Source organism: Virgibacillus indicus (genome assembly GCF_002266285.1).
GTDB lineage: Bacteria > Bacillota > Bacilli > Bacillales > Amphibacillaceae > Virgibacillus_K > Virgibacillus_K indicus.
The window spans coordinates 147,925-168,334 of record NZ_NPMS01000002.1; the positions used below are offsets into that span (position 1 = coordinate 147,925).

The 20,410-nt window shown below is 38.2% G+C and carries 19 protein-coding genes and 1 riboswitch; of the genes, 8 read left to right on the forward strand and 11 right to left on the reverse strand.

Annotation, left to right across the window (positions count from 1 at the left end):
• Positions 1-346: 346 nt before the first annotated feature.
• Complete coding sequence (locus CIL03_RS06430; RefSeq protein WP_094884787.1) at positions 347-769, forward strand: DUF1801 domain-containing protein; 423 nt, start codon at positions 347-349, stop codon at positions 767-769.
• 96 nt (positions 770-865) lie between these two features.
• On the opposite strand, the gene CIL03_RS06435 is transcribed toward CIL03_RS06430, so the two are convergent.
• The 6 genes from CIL03_RS06435 to CIL03_RS06460 all read right to left on the reverse strand — a co-directional run bounded on the left by CIL03_RS06435 (position 866) and on the right by CIL03_RS06460 (position 7,786).
• A complete protein-coding gene (locus tag CIL03_RS06435) occupies positions 866-1,633 on the reverse strand; it encodes a FixH family protein (RefSeq protein ID WP_094884789.1) in 768 nt (255 codons plus the stop codon).
• Positions 1,634-1,635: 2 nt separating this feature from the next.
• Positions 1,636-2,235, reverse strand: a complete 600-nt coding sequence (locus CIL03_RS06440; RefSeq protein WP_206207674.1) for a DeoR family transcriptional regulator — start codon at positions 2,233-2,235, stop codon at positions 1,636-1,638.
• A gap of 709 nt (positions 2,236-2,944) precedes the next feature.
• Positions 2,945-3,814, reverse strand: a complete 870-nt coding sequence (locus tag CIL03_RS06445; protein WP_094884791.1) for a Cof-type HAD-IIB family hydrolase — start codon at positions 3,812-3,814, stop codon at positions 2,945-2,947.
• 310 nt (positions 3,815-4,124) lie between these two features.
• Positions 4,125-5,087, reverse strand: coding sequence for an ornithine carbamoyltransferase (gene argF / locus CIL03_RS06450; protein ID WP_094884792.1), 963 nt, complete (start codon positions 5,085-5,087; stop codon positions 4,125-4,127).
• An 18-nt stretch (positions 5,088-5,105) separates the two neighbouring features.
• A complete protein-coding gene (argH, locus tag CIL03_RS06455) occupies positions 5,106-6,530 on the reverse strand; it encodes an argininosuccinate lyase (protein ID WP_094884794.1) in 1,425 nt (474 codons plus the stop codon).
• Positions 6,527-7,786, reverse strand: a complete 1,260-nt coding sequence (locus CIL03_RS06460; protein ID WP_094884796.1) for an argininosuccinate synthase — start codon at positions 7,784-7,786, stop codon at positions 6,527-6,529. Before CIL03_RS06460 ends, argH begins: the two co-directional genes overlap by 4 nt.
• A gap of 383 nt (positions 7,787-8,169) precedes the next feature.
• On the opposite strand from CIL03_RS06460, the gene CIL03_RS06465 reads away from it, so the two are divergent.
• Entirely contained in the window at positions 8,170-9,330 is a 1,161-nt protein-coding gene (locus CIL03_RS06465) for an AI-2E family transporter (protein WP_094884798.1), read from the forward strand.
• A gap of 268 nt (positions 9,331-9,598) precedes the next feature.
• Here CIL03_RS06465 and CIL03_RS06470 read toward each other — a convergent pair whose 3' ends face one another.
• From CIL03_RS06470 to CIL03_RS06480, 3 genes are all read right to left on the reverse strand, one after another.
• On the reverse strand, positions 9,599-10,531 hold the full coding sequence (locus CIL03_RS06470) for a hypothetical protein (RefSeq protein ID WP_094884800.1): 933 nt from the start codon (positions 10,529-10,531) through the stop codon (positions 9,599-9,601).
• Between the two features lie 73 nt (positions 10,532-10,604).
• Positions 10,605-11,090, reverse strand: coding sequence for a hypothetical protein (locus CIL03_RS06475; RefSeq protein WP_094884802.1), 486 nt, complete (start codon positions 11,088-11,090; stop codon positions 10,605-10,607).
• A 474-nt stretch (positions 11,091-11,564) separates the two neighbouring features.
• Entirely contained in the window at positions 11,565-14,210 is a 2,646-nt protein-coding gene (locus CIL03_RS06480; RefSeq protein WP_094884804.1) for a cation-translocating P-type ATPase, read from the reverse strand.
• A 46-nt stretch (positions 14,211-14,256) separates the two neighbouring features.
• A riboswitch (yybP-ykoY riboswitch) is annotated at positions 14,257-14,409 on the reverse strand.
• A 326-nt stretch (positions 14,410-14,735) separates the two neighbouring features.
• Here CIL03_RS06480 and CIL03_RS06485 point away from each other — a divergent pair.
• From CIL03_RS06485 to pstB, 4 genes are all read left to right on the forward strand, one after another.
• Positions 14,736-15,731, forward strand: coding sequence for a PstS family phosphate ABC transporter substrate-binding protein (locus CIL03_RS06485; RefSeq protein WP_094884806.1), 996 nt, complete (start codon positions 14,736-14,738; stop codon positions 15,729-15,731).
• 96 nt (positions 15,732-15,827) lie between these two features.
• The gene (pstC, locus tag CIL03_RS06490; RefSeq protein ID WP_094884808.1) at positions 15,828-16,784 is read left to right on the forward strand and encodes a phosphate ABC transporter permease subunit PstC; all 957 of its coding nucleotides are present in this window, start codon (positions 15,828-15,830) and stop codon (positions 16,782-16,784) included.
• 2 nt (positions 16,785-16,786) lie between these two features.
• Positions 16,787-17,671, forward strand: coding sequence for a phosphate ABC transporter permease PstA (gene pstA / locus CIL03_RS06495; protein ID WP_094884810.1), 885 nt, complete (start codon positions 16,787-16,789; stop codon positions 17,669-17,671).
• A 24-nt stretch (positions 17,672-17,695) separates the two neighbouring features.
• Entirely contained in the window at positions 17,696-18,499 is an 804-nt protein-coding gene (gene pstB, locus CIL03_RS06500; RefSeq protein ID WP_094884812.1) for a phosphate ABC transporter ATP-binding protein PstB, read from the forward strand.
• A gap of 61 nt (positions 18,500-18,560) precedes the next feature.
• Here the strand turns inward: pstB and tatA are convergent, their stop codons facing one another.
• Entirely contained in the window at positions 18,561-18,758 is a 198-nt protein-coding gene (gene tatA / locus CIL03_RS06505; RefSeq protein WP_094884814.1) for a twin-arginine translocase TatA/TatE family subunit, read from the reverse strand.
• Between the two features lie 188 nt (positions 18,759-18,946).
• Between tatA and CIL03_RS06510 the strand changes: the two genes are divergently transcribed.
• The gene (locus CIL03_RS06510) at positions 18,947-19,591 is read left to right on the forward strand and encodes an SDR family oxidoreductase (RefSeq protein WP_094884816.1); all 645 of its coding nucleotides are present in this window, start codon (positions 18,947-18,949) and stop codon (positions 19,589-19,591) included.
• Between the two features lie 89 nt (positions 19,592-19,680).
• Here CIL03_RS06510 and CIL03_RS06515 read toward each other — a convergent pair whose 3' ends face one another.
• Positions 19,681-20,010 carry an MGMT family protein gene (locus CIL03_RS06515; protein WP_094884818.1) on the reverse strand — a complete coding sequence of 110 codons (330 nt, stop codon included), beginning with the start codon at positions 20,008-20,010 and terminating at the stop codon, positions 19,681-19,683.
• A gap of 160 nt (positions 20,011-20,170) precedes the next feature.
• On the opposite strand from CIL03_RS06515, the gene CIL03_RS06520 reads away from it, so the two are divergent.
• A complete protein-coding gene (locus CIL03_RS06520; RefSeq protein ID WP_094884820.1) occupies positions 20,171-20,371 on the forward strand; it encodes an H-type small acid-soluble spore protein in 201 nt (66 codons plus the stop codon).
• Positions 20,372-20,410: the final 39 nt, after the last annotated feature.

Consider the following 20,410-nt stretch of genomic DNA (forward strand, 5'->3'; position numbering starts at 1 on the left):
GCGTGTTCGTCAATCGCGAAAAAATCCGTTCATCCCACCCTTGAAAGAGTGGGCTTTCTGGAACCAAATTCTGTAATTTCTACTTTTGCAGTCACTTTGACCTCACCCTAATTTTATTATACAACGTAAAAGCCGGAGATTAATGTATTTCGAGTTAAAAAGCAAGATATCGAAAGTTTTTCAGCATTTGGAAAATCCCTTCTTTATGTAAAAGAATCAAAAGATGTTACCCTTCAAATATGTCCATCAACTAAAATTTGGTGGGCTTTTTGCTATTTTTATTTTTAGTTCAATATTGTATAGTTTAATTAATTGATATATTGTCTAGAAAAAGGAGAGATTGACCATGTACGAACTAAAAACAAAGGAAAACGACAATAGTGTCATCGAATTTATTGAAAGTGTGGAGACCCCTAAAAAACGTGAAGATGCATACAGGCTCTTGGATATTTTCACAGAAACTACTGGCTATCCCGCAAAGATGTGGGGGCCGAGCATTATTGGTTTCGGATCCTATCACTATAAATATGCATCCGGCCACGAAGGTGATGCTGCTTTAGTTGGCTTTTCACCCAGAAAGGCTAAAATCAGTTTGTATTTTGCCACAGGAGATGACAAGCGCGAGGAATTACTGAAGGACTTTGGAAAACACACGGCTGGAAAGGCATGTGTTTATATTAATAAAGTAGCGGATATTGATGTTGATGTGTTAAAGGCATTGATCAACCAGTCAATTAAATTTTTGAGAGAAACTTACACAGAGCAATAACCTTCAATAAAATCATAAAATCCATTTCGCTTTAAAGTAAATTAGAGGGGTTCCTATAAAAGGAATCCCTCTAAACATTCAAATTTAGGTGCTTCTCTATTGATTTACTTCAACTTTTTGTTCCTTGTGCTCATGTAAGCCCTCATCATTTTCAACATGAGTTATTACTGTATATATACCTTCTTCACTAAATGTAAATGAACCGGAGTATTCGCCTGGTTCAGTTTCTTCCGTTTCAACCCAATCATGCTTTTCTGAACCGTCATTGAAAATCTCATAACGAACATTTGCATTTCCTAGTGGCTCATTATCCAATTGCAGGTGTACCATAAGGTCCGTTTCCTGATTCACCCTGATATCTTCCGGCTCCATAAAATGAATCCCAAACCCTTCGTTATGTTCATCATGTTCATGATTTTCCGATTGATTATCTTGATTTTCCTGATCAGCAGTCGCACCTTCACCAACTGTAATTGATTTTTTTGGCATTGTGTGTAATTCCCTGGCTGAAGTGTGGGCATACATTTCATAAACCCCATCCGCATCAAAGGATACCTCAGCAGTGTACGTGCCATCTTCATTGTTATTGGATTCAATCATTGTACTATCTTCTTCGTTTCCTTTTTCCCAATATTCAAACTTAACCTCATCTGCATCTTTAACTTTTTCATCACCGTATGTAACGATTGCCTTCAATTCGACTGATTCACCAGCATCTGCCTTCTCAGGGACCTTAAAATCGACTTCAAGCAATTTTAGTTCTTCTTCTGTGTCCTGCCCTTCCCCAGTTTCGCTTTGATTACCACATGCAGCTAAAACAGCCATTATTAAAACTAACATTAACAACAAAATTTTGCTTTTCATTTTTATATCCCCCCATTATTATGTTTGCTGCAGCAATGCGCGTTTCCATTCATCTTGTGGAAAATGACTTCCATTGCTTCATTAAAACCGTAAACATTACCGCCGAATCCTTTAACGAATTTATCGGCATGTTCTTTCCATTCGAATGTCAGAACTTGTGGGTGACAGCATCCCAATTGAATGGATGTGTCCATCACATACCAGGCTAAAGCTGCACTTATCGTTGTATGTCTTAGAAAGTCCGAACATATTGCCTGAACTACTTTATCTCCTAATTGACGGGTGCGAAGAAGACCACAATGCGCACAGCAGGCAATTTCTCTAATGTTATTCGGCAGAAATAGCTGGTATGTCAGGCGTTCGTTTACTTTACGGCTGCAAATAATACATTCATCAGAGACAGCGTTTTTACTAGTATTATTGTTAGCCAGCATAACTCCGCCAAACGTCTTTATAACGATTCCTTCATTTAATAAGGCTTTTAGATCTCGATGAATCGTCATCTCAGAAACACCAATTTCTTTACTTAGTTCGGATATTTTCAAATAATGCCTTTCTAGAATTAATTCTCTAATGCGATTTTGTCGTTCAGGTGGCAGCATTTTTGCATCCCCTTGTTTCATTGATTAATTTTAACAGAGTAGAACATCTTCTAACAGAAATGTATCAGTATCAGAATAACTAATCAATGGATTTTATGTGAAAGTTGTGTGAAAGCATTATTATACAAATTAAAGTTCATAAAATGTTAATTTATGCAGGGAGTTTTAATTAAATTTAACAAATTCTCACATATAACATATGGTTAGGAAAGTTATGTAAAAGGCTCGTTTAGACTAAATAAAGGGCGATTTCATGCTTAAAGGAGTTTTTCTGTGGAGACAGATGACGAGGAATCTTTCATTGTTTTTATTTCTTTCAGGTATTGCCTGTATCTATTTCCTATCTGCTTACATATTATACAGCGATAAGACTCTATCATAAAATAGCCGCTTCTCTTACCTCCCTATCATTGGAACAAAGGCGCAAGCGCCCGTTTAGCGACGTACGGACTGGACTGAGCCGTAGGAGATAAAGGAAACACGGTGACCGTAGGGAGCCGATGTTGACTTATCGTACGGAGGTGAAGGAAGTCCGCTAGTCGCTGGGCGCTGGAGCCGGACGTGGCTGATTTGGTTGTTTATTTATCCACAGGTCAAAAATTTTATAATTTCCTATGCAGTAAAAAAAGTCGTTATCCCATAAATCTGGAAAACGACTTTTTTCTGGCTATTTATTAATAATTCTTTTATAAACTAATGCTTTTCTTCCTTATCCTATTGTAATTTCCTTCAACATTTCTTCGATAGCCAAGGCAACTCCATGATTTGAATTTGAATCTGTACTGTATGAACACACTTCTTTAATCGCGTCCGCAGCATTTCCCATAGCGACACCACGGCCTGCTTTTTCCAGCATGCTAACATCATTAAAATTATCACCAAGTGCCATAACATCTTTCATTTCAATCCCCAAATCATTTGCAAGTTCTTCAAGTGCAATTCCTTTCTGGGCATCAGGATTGTTAAATTCCAAATTTATGTCACCAGATGAAGTGATTGTGATTCCTGCCTCATCCTTTAATTCAGTTTGGACTCTCACCAATTTTTCTTTATTTATAGAAAAGGCTAAAACTTTATATATTTTTAAATCATCCATGGTAAATAAACGATCATAGTCCGAAATGAATTCAACAGGCTCTTCTTGAAAACGCATGTTGGCACTTTCCCGCAGATCCTTTTCTGAAGCATCCGGATTAATGGTGCGCAATACATCCACCATCACTTCAATAAAATATTCACGGCTTGTTGAATAGATTCCGTTGCTTGTAAAAACTTCAAAATATATTTCTTCTTTCTCACAAGCTAATTGAATCTGCCGGGCAACTGTTTTATCAAGGAGGGCCTCTCTCAACACATTTCCCTCTGTATCATACGTTACAGCACCGTTCATGCTGATAATGGGGCTGATTAGACCTGCGTCTTTCAATGGTCCGCTTGCTGCACCATAGGATCTTCCGGTTGCAACCACAAATTTGATTCCAAGGTCTGTTGCCTTTTTTATTGCCTGGACATTTTCCGGGCTAATTTTACCTTGTTCGTTTAAAAGTGTTCCATCTAAGTCTGTTGCTATAAGCTTCATGTTTATCTCCTTAATCTATTTATGCTAAGTCCATTATACACCCTTTAGCTAGGTATTGCTCTAAACTTGCATGTCAAGCTGGACTGGAAACATTGAAATGAAAAAGAACGCCAGCGATGGAATGCTGACGGTACGTTTGGTTCTACTGGACATGCACATTAATATTGTAGCGAAACGTCGCGTAGAGCTTCTATATGTGATTTTTTTCTTCATATGTTGTTCCCTTTCGTCACGTAGAGCTCTTCTATGTGACTTCTCTTTTTAAAGTTCATTTCCAAACGGCCAATAGCGAGCTCCCTCTTACTAAAACTCATCCCATCAAGGCCAACATCAAAGCTTTCTGTGCGTGGAGTCTATTTTCTGCCTGCAGAAAAACAACGGATTGTTTGCCATCTATTACTTCAGCAGATACCTCTTCTCCTCGATGTGCTGGAAGACAATGCATAAAGATGGCATCCTTTGCAGCATGAGAAAGTAGTTTCTTATTTACCTGAAAATCGGCAAATTGCTGCTCACGTATCTTTTGTTCCTGCTCCTGCCCCATACTTGCCCAAACATCCGTATAAATGGCATCTGCATTTCGCGCTGCCCGGACTGGGTCTTCAGTTATTTCCACCTTGCTTCCATTTTTAGCAGCGATTGCCTTTGCTTGTTGAATCACCGCATAATCAGGCTGATACTCTACAGGGGCTGCAATACTAATATCCATCCCAATGATTGCCGCTCCAAGCATTAACGAATGTGCAACATTATTCCCATCACCAATATAGGCAAGCTTCACATTTTTGAGATTGCCTTTTGCTTCCTGAATCGTTTGGAAATCAGCCAATACCTGACATGGATGATACAAATCGGTTAAGCCGTTAATCACCGGGATACTGGCATTTTCAGCAAGCTCTTCCACTGTTTTTTGTGAAAACGTCCGGATCATAATCCCATCAAGGTAGCCTGACAACACTTTTGCTGTATCTGAAATCGGTTCTCCTCTTCCCATTTGAATATCGTCTGAGCTTAGGAACAATCCCATTCCGCCAAGCTGATAGATTCCGGTTTCAAATGATACTCGGGTTCTTGTAGATGCTTTCTCAAAAATCATCCCAAGTGTTTTGCCTTTTAGCGGCTGATAGCTTATTCCTGATTTCTGTTTTTCTTTTAATTCATGTGCTGTTTCCAATATATAGAGCAACTCTACTCCACTGTAGTCTGCGAGTGTTAAAAAGTCACGTCCTGAAAGGTTGGGTTCGGGGTTAATTTCATCTGCTTTTAATTCCATGTAACCACTCTCCATTAATTATTGTTCATTACCTGGCCGGTTATTTTTCTGCTTCTCGATCCAAGCACTTGAAGCTGCAACCTGTTTTTCAGCAATTTCCAGTTGCTCTTTCACCCGGTTTTTTGCTGTGCCGCCAGCAACATCACGTGCGTTAACAACTGCTTCCGGTGTAAGTACCCCAAAGATGTCACCTTCAATTAATTCTGAAAACGACTGAAATTCCTCATGGCTCAAATCCAGTAAGTATTTATTGTTTTGGATACAGTGTAAAACAACCTGCCCGACAACTGCATGGGATTCTCTGAATGGCATCCCTTTACCAACTAGATAATCTGCTAAATCCGTCGCATTGGAGAAATCCTTGCTTACGGCTTCATACATATTTTCTTTTTTCACGGTCATTGTTTCAATCATTGGAGCAAATAAAGCAAGTGCTCCCTTTAATGTATCTGCGGTGTCAAACATGCCCTCTTTGTCTTCTTGCATATCTTTATTATATGCAAGCGGCAGCCCCTTTAATGTTGTCAGCATGCCGACTAAATGACCATATACCCGGCCGGTTTTCCCTCTTACAAGCTCGGCTACATCCGGGTTTTTCTTCTGAGGCATCATACTGCTTCCAGTAGAAAATGCATCATCCAATTCGATGAAATTAAATTCGGCGCTGGACCATTGCACAAGCTCCTCACATAAACGTGAGAGGTGCATGGAAATCATGGAGGCATTGGATAAAAACTCGACAACAAAGTCTCGGTCACTGACTGCATCCAAGCTGTTTTCACAAATTCCATCAAAGCCCAGCTTATCTGCAACAAACTGCCGGTCAATTGGAAATGTTGTGCCAGCTAGCGCACCTGCTCCAAGGGGGGATTTATTCACCCGCTTCAAGCTGTCCATCAGTCTTTCCAAATCACGCTGGAACATAAAAACATATGCCATCATGTGGTGTCCGAAAAGAACAGGCTGGGCTCTTTGCAAATGCGTATAGCCTGGCAAAACTGTCTCCAAATTCTCTGTTGCCTGTTTTTGCAGTGATTCCTGGACATCCACCAACAGCTGGCTGATTTCAATCAATACATCCCGTAAATAAAGGCGCATATCAAGGGCAACCTGATCATTTCGGCTCCTGCCGGTGTGCAGTTTCCCCCCGACAGGGCCAATTTCTTCAATCAGCAGTTTTTCAACATTCATATGAATATCTTCATGCTCTTCACTAAGCTGTGCTTCACCATTTTCAATTTTTTTGGCAACCTTTTGCAGACCCTCTGTAATAGTATTCGCATCATTATCCGGAATGATACCGCAAGTCTTCAGCATTTCCACATGTGCGAGGCTTCCCTGAATATCATAGTCTGCTAGTTTTTTATCAAAATAGATGGATGCTGTATATTCGTCCACCAGCTGATTGGTGGGTTTTGTAAAACGGCCGCCCCATAGCTTCATTGTTTAACAGCTTCCTTTACATCAATTGCAGCTTTTTTCATGGAATCATTGTCTTTCTGATTCTTTTTATTAACAGATGCATGAACCTGTGTCGGAAGCCCCCATAACTTGATAAAGCCTAATGCTGCTTCATGATCAAATGCATCACCTTTATCGTAAGTAGCTAGATCAAAGTCATAAAGTGAATGTGCAGATTCACGTCCAACAACGGTTGCTTGCCCTTTGTATAATTTTACCTTAACGGTTCCTGAAACATTCTCTTGAGTCTTTTCAATAAATGCTTTCAGTGCGTCTGTCAATGGAGAATACCAAAGGCCGTAATAAACGGCTTGTGCAAATTTCTGCTCGATTACCGGTTTAAACTCTGCGACTTCCCTAGGCAATGTCAGAGCCTCCAGCTCCTGATGTGCAGCGATTAAAGTAATTGCTGCAGGTGCTTCATAAATTTCACGTGACTTAATGCCAACAAGACGGTTTTCCACATGATCTATCCGTCCGACTCCATGTTTCCCGGCAATATCATTTAATTTTAAAATAAGTGCTTCCAATGGAAGTGCTTCTCCATCTAATGAGACTGGTTTACCTTGTTCAAAGGTGATTTGTATCGTCTCCGGCTTATCTGGTGCTTCTACTGGATCTGCAGTTAAATCATAGGCTTCCGGAGGGGCTTCTGCCCACGGGTCTTCCAGTACGCCACATTCATTGCTTCTTCCCCACAAATTCTGGTCAATACTGAATGGATTATCTACATCAACTGGCACCGGGATGCCATGCTCTTTGGCATATTCAATCTCCTCTCCTCTGGTCATTGCCCATTCACGAACTGGTGCAACAATTTTAAGTTCGGGATTTAATGCAGTAAAGGCAACATCGAAGCGCACCTGGTCATTTCCTTTACCCGTACAGCCATGTGCTACAGCAACCGCGCCTTCCTCCTCTGCAATATCAACGAGAATTTTGGCAATTAAAGGACGTGATAATGCTGAAATTAATGGATATTTTCCTTCATATAATAAATTGGATTGCAGTGCGGGCAGTACATATTCATCTGCGAAAAGTGCTTTGGCATCAACAACATAGGATTTTATTGCACCAACATCCAGTGCTTTATTTTTAACGAATTCAAGGTCCTTGCCTTCCCCTACATCAAGTGCCACCGCAATGACATCATAATTATATTTGTCCTGCAGCCATTTTACAGCAACAGATGTATCAAGTCCCCCAGAGTATGCTAAAACAATTTTTTCCTTTGCCATATATATCGCTCTCCTTATATTTATTCCTATTAATGAATTATTATGCATTAAAATGTATATTAATGCAAGTGTTTTTTGATTATTTTTGAAAAATATTTATAAAATCTTTCTGTATTGCGTCTTAGAATAAATGTATAAAATATGAAAGGGCTGGAAGTGCCTTTGAACCACCAGTATTTATCCATCTATATACACCTCAGGTCTTAGCAAAAATTATGTCTTCAGCCTTTTAGAGTTAATTGAATATCCTGTTATAATATAAAAGCAGGGTTTAAGCTATACGCTAGTTCGAAATTTGAGTTATTATTGCAGGTATATTTAAAGTTTCCTGCATAATATGAACGCTAAAAATAATCATTGTTACAATAGGAGTGGAGGCAGTAATGAAAAAATCAAATATCATTCATTTTCTTGGAGGGCGTCAAACACTTTATATTCTTGGAGTTATACTTCTAACAGGGCTGATTATCCTATTGTATAACAGCGTTTCTTTTATCTTTACACCAGTTGTTATTCTAATCAGTACCATTGCTCTGCCAGTTCTGCTTGCAATAATTGCTTATTACTTATTGCGTCCCTTAGTAAAATTACTGGGCAAAGTTGGTATTAAGAAGGTATGGGCTATTTTACTGCTATTCATTCTTATAGCTGGGCTCCTTGCGTTTGGGATTATGTCAATCATTCCTTTTATTATTGAACAGACTAAAGGCTTTATTAATACATTTCCTAACTATTTAGAGCAGTTCCTTACTGGTATGGATGGCTGGCTGAAAGATTCCTTTTTGGCTCCCTATTATGAAGATTTAATAGATAAAAACGGGGAATTTATTGATTCTTTAGTAAGTGACACTTCACAGTTGCTAAGCGACACCATTAATAATTTAACAAACATCGTTGCAACTGTTGCCAATGTTGCTATTTCACTAATTACTGTTCCCTTTGTCCTTTTTTACCTGCTTAAAGATGGAGACAAACTTCCAAAAGTAGTGCTGAAAATACTTCCTCCTAAAATGAGAACTGAAACAAAAAGGGTGTTTGTCAAGGTAGATTTACAGCTGAAATCATATATTCAAGGACAAATTATGGTTAGCTTTTGTATCGGGATTATGATGTATATCGGGTTCTTAATTATCGGCATGGACTATGCACTTATTTTGGCGGCAATTGCAAGTGTCACTAGCATTGTTCCATATCTTGGACCAACCATCGCCATAACCCCGGCACTTATTATCGCAATAGTCACCTCACCTTTTATGGTGATTAAACTGATAATTGTGTGGACAATTGTTCAACTTTTAGAAGGAAAATTCATCTCACCGCAAATCTTCGGAAAATCCTTGCATGTTCATCCTGTTACAATTATTTTTGTCCTTTTGACTGCCGGTCATCTATTTGGTGTGTTCGGTGTCATTCTTGGCGTACCAGGCTATGCGGTGCTTCGTACAATCGTTGAACAGCTCTTTTACTTATTTAAAAAACGTTATAATCGTTACTTTGCAAAACCGGGTGGGGAATATGAAATTGAAGAAAATGGGACTGGCTGAAAAAAACAAATAAAATTAATAAGGGTACAAGAATTATGATAGTTCGCGTACCCTCATTTTTTTAAGCTATACAATCGGGGCTCAAGGCACTGTTATATTTTATTTGAACTCCATATCAGCGGTTTCACACTTATACCAGCGTAATCAGCCATGTAGCTGTTTGAATAGTAGGAACAAGTTTTTTTCAGAATGAATAACCCCAATTACAATAAACACTGAACCATTTACAGGGGGATTGTATCTAGGGGATTATAATAACCATTAATATTTATCTAGGACTAATGACGAGTCTATATGTACCAAATGTAAATAAACTATTGTAGTCTGAAGGTGATACTGAGTATGGTTTATAAAAAGCAATAACCTGATAATTTTTTTCCTTTTCTACTTTAGGTAATTCAATATCTTTTGTGTATACTTTACCAGGTTCAACTTTTAAATACTCGACATCCTTACCTTTTTCAAATTCTAGCTGGTCCCAATTAACGAACTGAATAACAGCTAACTCTAACTCTTCGTCCAATACATTTCCGATAGATAGTTTTAATTTTTCTCCAGATTTCTTCTCAAATACTGGGTCTAATACACTACTATTCGCACTTAAATAGGCTTCAACAATGGGTATACTATTATTTTCCAGAAACTTATTGGAGAAATCTATATTTTTACTTCCATTATCTACACTAAATCTTAAAGTGAGTATCTGTTCTAAGTATCCAGCAGCTTCCATCACTTCAGGTGTTATTTCTTCAGGTTTAAATAAAAAATTCGGTTCTTTTATAAGCAAGTAAACAATTTCATTTATTGGTTCTTTATAGTCAATACGTGTCTCGATATTTTTACTTTCATTAGCCCCAATATTAAAATCATAGGTAATAAATTCTTCACCACTAACCGTAAAGGAAACTTGTTGGAAATCAGCAAGAACTATCAATTTATATTCACTCTCATTATCAATGAAATTATCAATGGAGATTGTATAATCCAGTTTATTCTTTTTTTCTAACAACTTTGAACCATTATCTATCAGTTTACCATTGGTATCCAATAAACCAATTTGAATAGTATTGGAATTCAAACCCATACCTTCACGTGTATTATTAGAATTTGATTTTTCATTTTGGTCATTATTGCTATAAAAGGAGATAATAATAATCAAGGAAATACCAATCATTAACAGATAGAAGATATATTTTTTCATTTTTAATTATCTCCTTTATTTGATAATGGCCAGTAATGAACTGCATACATTACTGGCGACTTACATACAAAACTTAACCTACCAATTTAAAAAAGTCTTTTGTTTGATGATAAACATCTTTATATCCACTAGTTCTATATTGATGATTTCCCAATCCATAATCACCTTTTGTCCATAATAAGGATGGATGATAAGCAGTAGCACTTACAATATTGGTTTTCTTCTGAGAATCTGTTTTACTCGATAAAGTTCTACCATTCTTATCAAAAACCCTAGCCCGAGTGTAAATATAATCTTCTTTTATGGTAGATTTGGATGTTGATAGGGAATACGGCTTAGAAGATACCCAGACCCTAGCATTTGTGTTAGATGTAGCAGTTTTTGTAGCATTTAGGGAATTTTTACCTTCACTGCCTTTACCTAATGTAGTAGATACTTCCGGAGTGCGGCTATAATCATATATTGCATTTTTATCTTCAAATACTGTTTCTGCTGATACAGTTATAGCCATACTCATGAATAACAACACAGACAATAACAAAATTGCGGGTTTTCTCATTATTCTCCCCCCTTCCTTTTAATAGATAGAATAAATACATAGTTGCTATCTCTAATTTAAATATACATCAATTTCATATTATGTTGTATTGGGAAAATCACCGAAGTTTCTTTGTATTTCGACACATGTTTTTAATGATTTATCTGTTAATTTTCCCAATACAGGAAATATTAATTGTCCTTTAGAAAAATTCAAAGAAACCTCTTCAATCAATAGAAGCGTTTTAATTTACAGATCATATCTATCTTGTTCTCTTTTATATTTCATAAATTTCTAATACTATGAAGGGATAAAGTGATCTTAGGGATTTGGATAACCAAACGTGGAGTACCAAAAAACCACAAAAGAATCTAATCTGTTGTGGTCTAGTGAAGGTATACTTTATTAAATTTACAAATTCCAAATCCTTGAAATCAACATTAACTTACCTAGTCAATCTATATCTCAATTTTAAGAATGCTGCGTATGCAACACCTATTTCTCCATCTTATGCATAATCACCTTAACAATCTCCATCAAGATAACTGCTCCAACAGCCAATCCTGTTGCAACTCCCAAGTCAGCTAGTCCAAATGATGCTGGAATGGAGAATACATCACGTGCAAATGGCATTACAGTGATTCCGTAGAGAACAAAACCGAGTGCTACTGCACCAATTACATATTTATTACTGAAGAAACCTGCACCAAATACTGTTTGCGTATTGGATCTTGCTGCAAAGGTTTGCAATGTTCTTGCCAGGATCAATGTTGTAAATGCCATAGCGACACCCATTTCGGCTGAGTGCTGCAAGCCAATATAGTGTGAAATGATAACAGCAATCCCGATTAACACACCACGAGTGACAACTGCCTTCATTGTTCCTCCAGAGAAGATTCCCTCATTTATGTTACGCGGTTTTCGCTTCATCACTTCAGGTTCTGATTTCTCCATACCTAGTGCAATTGCAGGCAAGGAGTCATTGACAAGGTTGATGAACAATAGCTGCAGTGCCGTAAAAGGATTAGCCCAGTTTAAGATTACAGCAAAAAGAATTGCAATAATCGCACCGAGGTTCCCTGCAAACAAATAACCGATTGCTTTTTTAATATTATCAAATACAGTCCGCCCGACTCCAACAGCATTTACGATGGATACAAAGTTATCATCTGTTAAAATCATCGCAGACGAATCCTTCGCCACATCGGTACCGCTTCCCATCGCAATTCCGATATCAGCCTGCTTCAGTGCAGGAGCATCATTGACTCCATCACCAGTCATGGCTGTAATACTGTCCCTTTTCTGCCATGCACGAACAATCCTGATTTTATTTTCCGGTGATACCCGTGCATAGACGGAAATCTGCTCCAGTTTCTCTTCAAGCTCCTCTTCTGACATGGCGTCGAGTTCCTGTCCAGTAAGCGCAATATCATTCTCATCCATTAACCCAATATCGCGGCCAATTGCCTGGGCAGTCGTTTTATGATCACCTGTTATCATCACAGTGCGTATGCCTGCTTTTTTCGATTCTTCGATAGAGCCATAAACTGCTTCTCTTGGCGGATCAATCATCGCGGTCAGCCCAACGAGTACGAGGTCATACTCATCATCATGTGTGATGTCTTTTTTTTCTTCCTTCAACTGTTTGTAGCCATAAGCCAGAACGCGCAAAGCCTGATTCGAAAAATCCTCATTCGCTTTTTCAAAAAGCCCGCGCAATTCGTCCGTGATTGGCTCCTCCTTTCCATACCTTAAAACGTAGCCGGCACGATCGAACATTACATCAGGACCGCCTTTTGTCAGCATCATTCTTTCATTATCAATGGTGTGGACTGTTGACATCAATTTACGATCTGAATCGAATGGCAGTTCTGCCTCGCGTTCAAACTGATTTCGGACCGCTTCATATTCCTTGTTATTTTTATTGGAAAAATTAATGAGCGCAACTTCGGTTGGATCACCAATCTCATTTCCATCATTATTAATATACGAATCATTACAAAGCACCATAATATTGGTCAGCAGTTCTTCTGCATTACTCCAGTCATCCGGATTTTCTTCAAGCTCTTCTTTTTCATTTCCCGGAATAAAGTAGTCGGTCACTGTCATTTTATTTTGTGTCAGTGTCCCTGTCTTATCGGTACAGATAACACTTGTCGATCCTAACGTTTCCACTGCAGGAAGTTTTCGAATAATTGCATGCTGTTTGGCCATTTTATTCGTACCAACAGAAAGTACAATCGTAACAATAGAAGACAAAGCTTCCGGAATAGCCGCTACAGCTATCGCTACGGAAAACATTAATGCATTTAAAATTGCAGTCGTTGTGTCAACATTCCCCTCACCAAACCAGATACGTGCAACCTGTACAGCAAAAATTAAGATACATAGCAGAAGGATTCCAATTCCTAATTTTTTGCTGAACGATTCCAGTTTACGCTGCAATGGGGTCTGTTTTGCCTCAGCTGTTGACAGCATATCAGCAATTTTTCCGATTTCCGTTTTTTCCCCTGTTCCAGTCACTGCAACCGTTCCTCGTCCATAGACAATCAGTGAACTGCTGTACACCATATTGCGACGGTCCCCGAGGGCTGCTTCTTCTGAAATAGATTCTGTGTCTTTTTCAACAGCTTCGGATTCCCCAGTAAGCATTCCTTCATTTACTTTAAGAGAGCCACTTTCAAGTACTCGTCCATCCGCAGGAACATAGTCACCTGCTTCCAGATAAACGATATCCCCTTGGACCAGCTCTCTTGCCGGAATAGTCTGTTTTTCACCATCACGGAGTACTTTCGCCTCCGGTGCAGACATATCTCTTAATGCATCAAGTGAACTTTCTGCTTTCTTTGTCTGTACCACACTGATAATCGAATTAATAATCAGCACAAGAAAAATAATCAGTGACTCAACAATTTCTCCAAGTATTAACTGCACACCTGCAGCCACCAGCAGGACAACCACCATTGGATCTTTAAATGTTTCCAGAAAAAGCTTCCATGTGGGTTCCTTTTCTTTATCTTCAATTTCATTGTAGCCATCTTTTTCAAGACGGTTTTTTACTTCAGCTTTTGTCAATCCTTCTTCAGAAGAATTAATAGACTGTAAAACATCTTTTTTACTATTACGATAAAATTCCTCCACGAAAAAACTCCTTTCTATTTACTATTATTTACCTTTGAAAAAAATTAATCAAAAAGCGAGACTTCTGCCACTAAGGACAAAGGTCTCGCTAAGCAATTTTTTGCCAATAAAGCCGATGATTCGTAAATCATGTAATGACGACTATTATTTTGGAATCGACACTAAACCAACTCCAAGGCTACTCCCCTTTGACGGTTGTCAAGGTTATTAAGTTGATATTCTTATTTTAGCATACTGGTTTGTACTCGAACAAATCATAAACCATTTTACAGAAATTGAGCCGCAGTCGAAGGAAGCTGGTAAGAAATGCTGTAGCTCAGATTGATTAGTCCAAAATGCACAGCAAAAATGACTTGAGTTCACAATTTATAGTAACTTTTACCGGCAAATTTCATAAAATCAGCCTAAATTTACAAACTATTTACATTACAAACATACTTGCTTAATATTCCCCTACTATACTAGAAATTGAGAGACAAAAGCTCTCAAAAAAATATACCAGACATAATGGGGAGGCAATTTTTAATGAAATTCAAAAAGTATCTACTGTTCCTAGTAGTTGCTGCACTAGCATTCGTACTTGCAGCCTGCGGAGGATCAGATTCAGAGGAAGAAAATAATAACTCAGAGGATACATCTTCTGAAAATGCAAATGCAGAAGGTGATAGTGAATCAGCTGAACTTGAAGGCAGTGTAGTAATTGATGGATCAGGAACAGTTTTTCCATTGATGTCCAGATTAGCTGAAGAATATATGATGAACAATGAAGGTGTTTCTGTTGAAGTAAGCCGTGCTGGTACAAGTGCTGGATTCGAAAGATTTTTAGCAGAAGATGGAACAGACTTCAACGATGCTTCCCGATTAATTAAAGATGAAGAAAAAGCGAAAGCAGAAGAACTTGGAATTGAAATAATGGAAATTAAAGTAGCATTAGATGGGTTAACAATTGTAACACACCCTGAAAATGACTGGGCTTCTGAGTTGACTGAAGATCAAGTAAAAGGCATCTTCATGGGTGAGTATACAAATTGGTCAGATATTAACCCAGATTGGCCAGAAGAAAAAATTCAAACGTATGGACCGAACGAAAACCATGGTACGTATGAATTCTTCTATGAAAACATTCTTGAAGAACAAGATTTAGTTGGTGATATTAATCTTCAACAAGATTATTCAACACTTGTAACGCTAGTAGCTGAGGACAAAAACGCAATTGGATTCTTCGGCTTTGGATATTATGATAGCAACAAAGACAAAGTAAATGCTGTTGGAATTGACTTTGGTGAAGGTGCAGTAACTCCATCTCTTGAAACAATCGGAGAAGAAGGCCCTTATGCTAACTTCACTCGTCCAGTATTCACTTACCTTAACGTAGGAATGGCAGAAGAAAAAGCCCAAGTACTGGATTATGCTAAGTTTGTTGCTGAAGAAGCAAATACATTCGCTGGCGAAACTGGATTTGCTCCAATCCCAGACGAAGAAGCTCAAACACAGCTTGAAGAAATTGAAGGAATCAAATAAGCAAGATTTAAAATAAATATTTGACAATAATGAGATGAGAGTTGTGTGCTCTCATCTCATTGTGACTTTTAAGCGCTGGAAGGGGTGCCCAAGGAAATGACAACAAACAGCGATTTCGAGAAAAAGAACGCTGTTAATGTCAGAAAAATGATCGCCGAAAAGAAAAGTAAGAGGAATTTTTCTGCACTGACCGAAAAAATAATTCCAATATTACTTCTCATTATTGCATCAATTTCTATTCTGACAACAGTAGGAATCATCTATACTTTATTATCAGAGGCATTTGAATTTTTTAAGCGAATACCGATTTGGGAATTCCTTTCAGGAACAGTATTGAAGCCATTGAGTCAAAATCCTGAATTCGGTCTGCTCCCACTTTTAAATGGAACAATTATCTCATCTGTAATAGCAATGCTTGTGGCAGGTCCAATCGGAATTATGTCTGCAGTTTATTTAAGTGAATATGCATCAGATAAAGTAAGAAGAACATTAAAACCATTATTGGAAATACTTGCTGGTATTCCAACTATAGTATACGGATTTTTTGCTTTTACGTTTGTAACACCTGTAATTCGAGCTGTTTTTCCGGCAGTTGAAGCAACTAATATTCTTAGTCCTGGTCTTGTTATGGGAGTTATGATTATCCCAATGATTGCATCACTATCAGAAGATGCCATGACGTCTGTCCCGAATTCCATGCGAGAAGGCGCATTGGCATTAGGGTCTACAAAATTGGAAACAACATTCAAGGTTGTAATTCCAGCTGCATTATCTGGAATTATCTCCTCGTTCGTTCTTGGAATTTCTCGTGCTATTGGTGAAACGATGATTGTAACGATTGCAAGTGGAAGCTCCAAGAACTTTACTTTCGATATTACACAATCTATGCAGACAATGACTGCATACATTGTTGAAGTCTCCGGTGGGGAAGCACCTGCTGGATCGACAATATATTACAGCCTTTACGCTGTTGCTCTGACTTTATTTGTTTTTACACTTATCATGAATTTACTTGCAAAGTATATCTCTCGTAAGTTTAGGGAGGAATATTAATAATGAAGTATATTGATCATAAATTAGTTCAAAAAAGAATGAATTCCCGTTTATTAAAAAATAATTTATTAAAACAAGCATTTTTGATAGCAACATTGATTGGCCTCGTTGTATTGGCAATCTTAATTTTCCGAGTTGTAACTCAAGGTATTGCTTGGATTGATTGGAATTTCCTTACTGGAAAACTATCGACTTTTCCTGAAAAAGCCGGGATTATGGGAGCTATTCTTGGTACCTCCTATTTGATGCTAATCGTAATTCCAGTCACATTAATTATCGGTGTAGGAACAGCAATTTATTTGGAACTATATGCTAAAAAGGGGAAATTCCAGTCCTTTATTGCAACAAATATTTCGAACCTGGCTGGTGTTCCATCAATCGTATACGGTCTTCTCGGTCTAACTATTTTTGTAAGGGTCATGGACTTTGGAAATGTTATATTAGCTGGCGGGCTGACCTTATCGCTGCTTGTATTGCCTATCGTTATCGTCGCTGCACAAGAGGCTATACGTGCTGTTCCTAACCATTTAAGTGAAGCATCTTATGGTATGGGTGCAACAAAATGGCAAACGGTAAAAAACATTATACTTCCTGCTGCACTGCCTGGCATATTAACAGGTGCAATTTTAGCCCTGTCACGTGCAATTGGTGAAACTGCACCATTAACGGTTCTAGGAATCCCGGCATTATTAATTCCATTTCCAGAAGGCATATTTGATACATTTACGGCACTTCCGATGCAGATTTACTATTGGACTCTCGACTCCTCACTAGTCGATGAATATGCATTTTTGGCTGCCGCAACAATTATCGTATTGCTTTTACTTTTATTCATATTGAACTCGATTGCGATATTTATTCGAAATAAGTTTCAACAGAGGTATTAAAAAGTTTTTAAGGAGTGAAAAATAATGAGTCTTTCAACAATGACTAATAATGAACCTGCCGGATCAGACGAGAAAAAAATTGTCTATGATACAAAGGATTTAAACTTATGGTATGGACAAACACATGCATTAAAAGACATCAACTTATCAATATATGAAAAGGAAGTAACTGCAATCATCGGGCCATCAGGCTGTGGAAAATCCACTTTTATAAAAACATTAAATCGTATGGTAGAACTAGTTCCATCTGTACGTACTTCTGGAACAATTGAATATAATGGAAAAAGCATCCTGGATAAATCGTTTAAGGTAGAGGACCTAAGGACCCGAGTCGGAATGGTTTTCCAGAAACCAAATCCATTTCCAAAATCTATTTACGACAATATAACCTATGGTCCAAAAATTCATGGAATCCGCAGCAAAAAAATATTGGATGAGATTGTTGAACGCAGTCTGCGTGGTGCTTCCATCTGGGACGAGGTAAAAGATCGGCTTAAAGAAAATGCTTATGGGCTTTCAGGCGGACAGCAGCAGCGCTTATGCATCGCACGCTGTCTGGCGATTGAACCAGATGTCATCTTAATGGATGAGCCTACTTCCGCACTTGATCCTAAATCAACATTGCGAATTGAAGAATTGGTTCAGGAGCTGAAAAAGGAATATTCCATTATTATCGTTACGCATAACATGCAGCAGGCTGCCCGTATTTCTGATAAAACAGCGTTCTTCCTGAATGGCGAGGTAATTGAATACGATCAAACAGATAATATTTTTACCAATCCATCTGATAATCGTACAGAGGATTATATTTCCGGGCGATTTGGATAAAATTAATTACTGCAAATTTAAAAGCTGGTCTTGGAATCTTCTCCAAAGACCAGTTTTTTTGTCATTCTGTGGTGGATTTTTCACTTTTTACTTTTTCATCCGTTTCATCATCACTCATAATACTGCTTGCTGTGCGTTTGAATTCTGACAGTGTCTGACCCATAGCAGAGCCTATTTCAGGAAGCTTTTTCGGTCCAAAAACGATTAATGCGATAACTAAAATTATTATTAAGCCTGGAATACCGATATTTGATAACATATTTAACATCCTTTCACCTTAACCGATGAATTTATTAATTTGTCTTAATATGCCCATGAGGATATTTGTTCATACATTGTAATTTAAACTGCATGATTCATTGTACAAAACAGTTCTTTTGATAATCATCCAATAGTTTGAAATAATTAAACAAGCGCTAAAAAATAGTTGTGGAGGAGATATGTTAAATGAAAACCTTAGTAATCGGAGCAAATGGACAAATTGGAAGACACGTTGTCGATCTGCTGAAAAATAGTTCAGAGCATACCGTAACAGCTATGGTTAGAAAAAAGGAGCAAGCTAAAAAGTTTAACGAACAAGGCGTCGACACTGCACTTGTAAATCTGGAGGACAGTGTTGATGAGATTGCCAAAGCTGCAAAAGGATTTGATGCAGTTGTCTTTACTGCTGGATCAGGCGGAAGTACCGGTCCTGACAAAACCTTAGTTATCGATCTTGATGGGGCGATTAAATCCGTAGAAGCAGCAGAACAGGCAGGAGTAAAGCGATTTGTTATCGTTAGTGCGATAGGCGCCAATAATAGAGAAAAATGGGGAGACGAAATCAAGCACTATTATGCAGCAAAACACTATGCTGATAAAGCACTTGAAGCTAGTAATTTAAACTATACCATCGTTCGCCCAGGCGGGTTGCTGAATGAAGAAGGTACTGGAAAAGTAAATGCGGCTGCAGAGGTGGAAAGAGGATCAATTCCGCGTGTGGATGTTGCCAAAATCATTGTCGCATCCCTGGATGAAGAAAATACGTTTAATAAAGGATTTGACTTGATTTCAGGTGATACACCTATTGAAGATGCAGTGAAAAATGTTTAGTAACTAATTGAGAAGAGCCGTGTGCAGATGCACGGTTCTTTTTTAGTGCGCGCTCATGCCTGTTAATGTCGCTTAATTCATACTATTAATCAAATCTCTTCATCAAACAAAGGATCCGGCCAATAGAGATATACTTCTAAGTCCACTTTGCCTGCTTCACTGACATCAACACCTTCATCCTGAAGCATTAACTTCTGACTAAAAAAGCCTTCATCATCCTTAATCGCAATCTGACCCTTGGCATTAATCACCCGGTGCCAAGGCAGGTCATATTTCTGGCTCATTGAGTGTAGAATACGGGCCACCTGTCGTGCACCACGAGGACTTCCGGCAGCCTTAGCAATTTGACCATATGTCATCACGTTACCCTCAGGGATTTGTTTTATAATTTGGATTACATTTTTGGTAAATGGTTTCATGCAATAACTTCCCTTAAAAAGGATTTTCTATTAGCAGCACGTACAGAACTATACGCACCAAACGGACACTTCCGCTTTTGTTTAACATACAACTTTTCCCTCGAATACCTTTCACCTTTGCAACTCAAAATAATGATGAGCCATGGAAAGGGAGAGAATTATGGAAAGAGAACGCGTACAGGAAATCATGGAATCCATTCCAATGGTAAATGTGAATTATCATGGGATTCCAGTTTATATTCAAAATGTACACAGTACAGATGAGACCGCCACCGTTTTTCCCCTTGATAATATGGAGCATGTCCAGGATGTCGATCTAAATGGCCTTGAGGAAATACGGCTGGAAAATAATAATCCGTAAATATAACAGATTGGGGCCTGATCTAGGGACGGCCCCTTT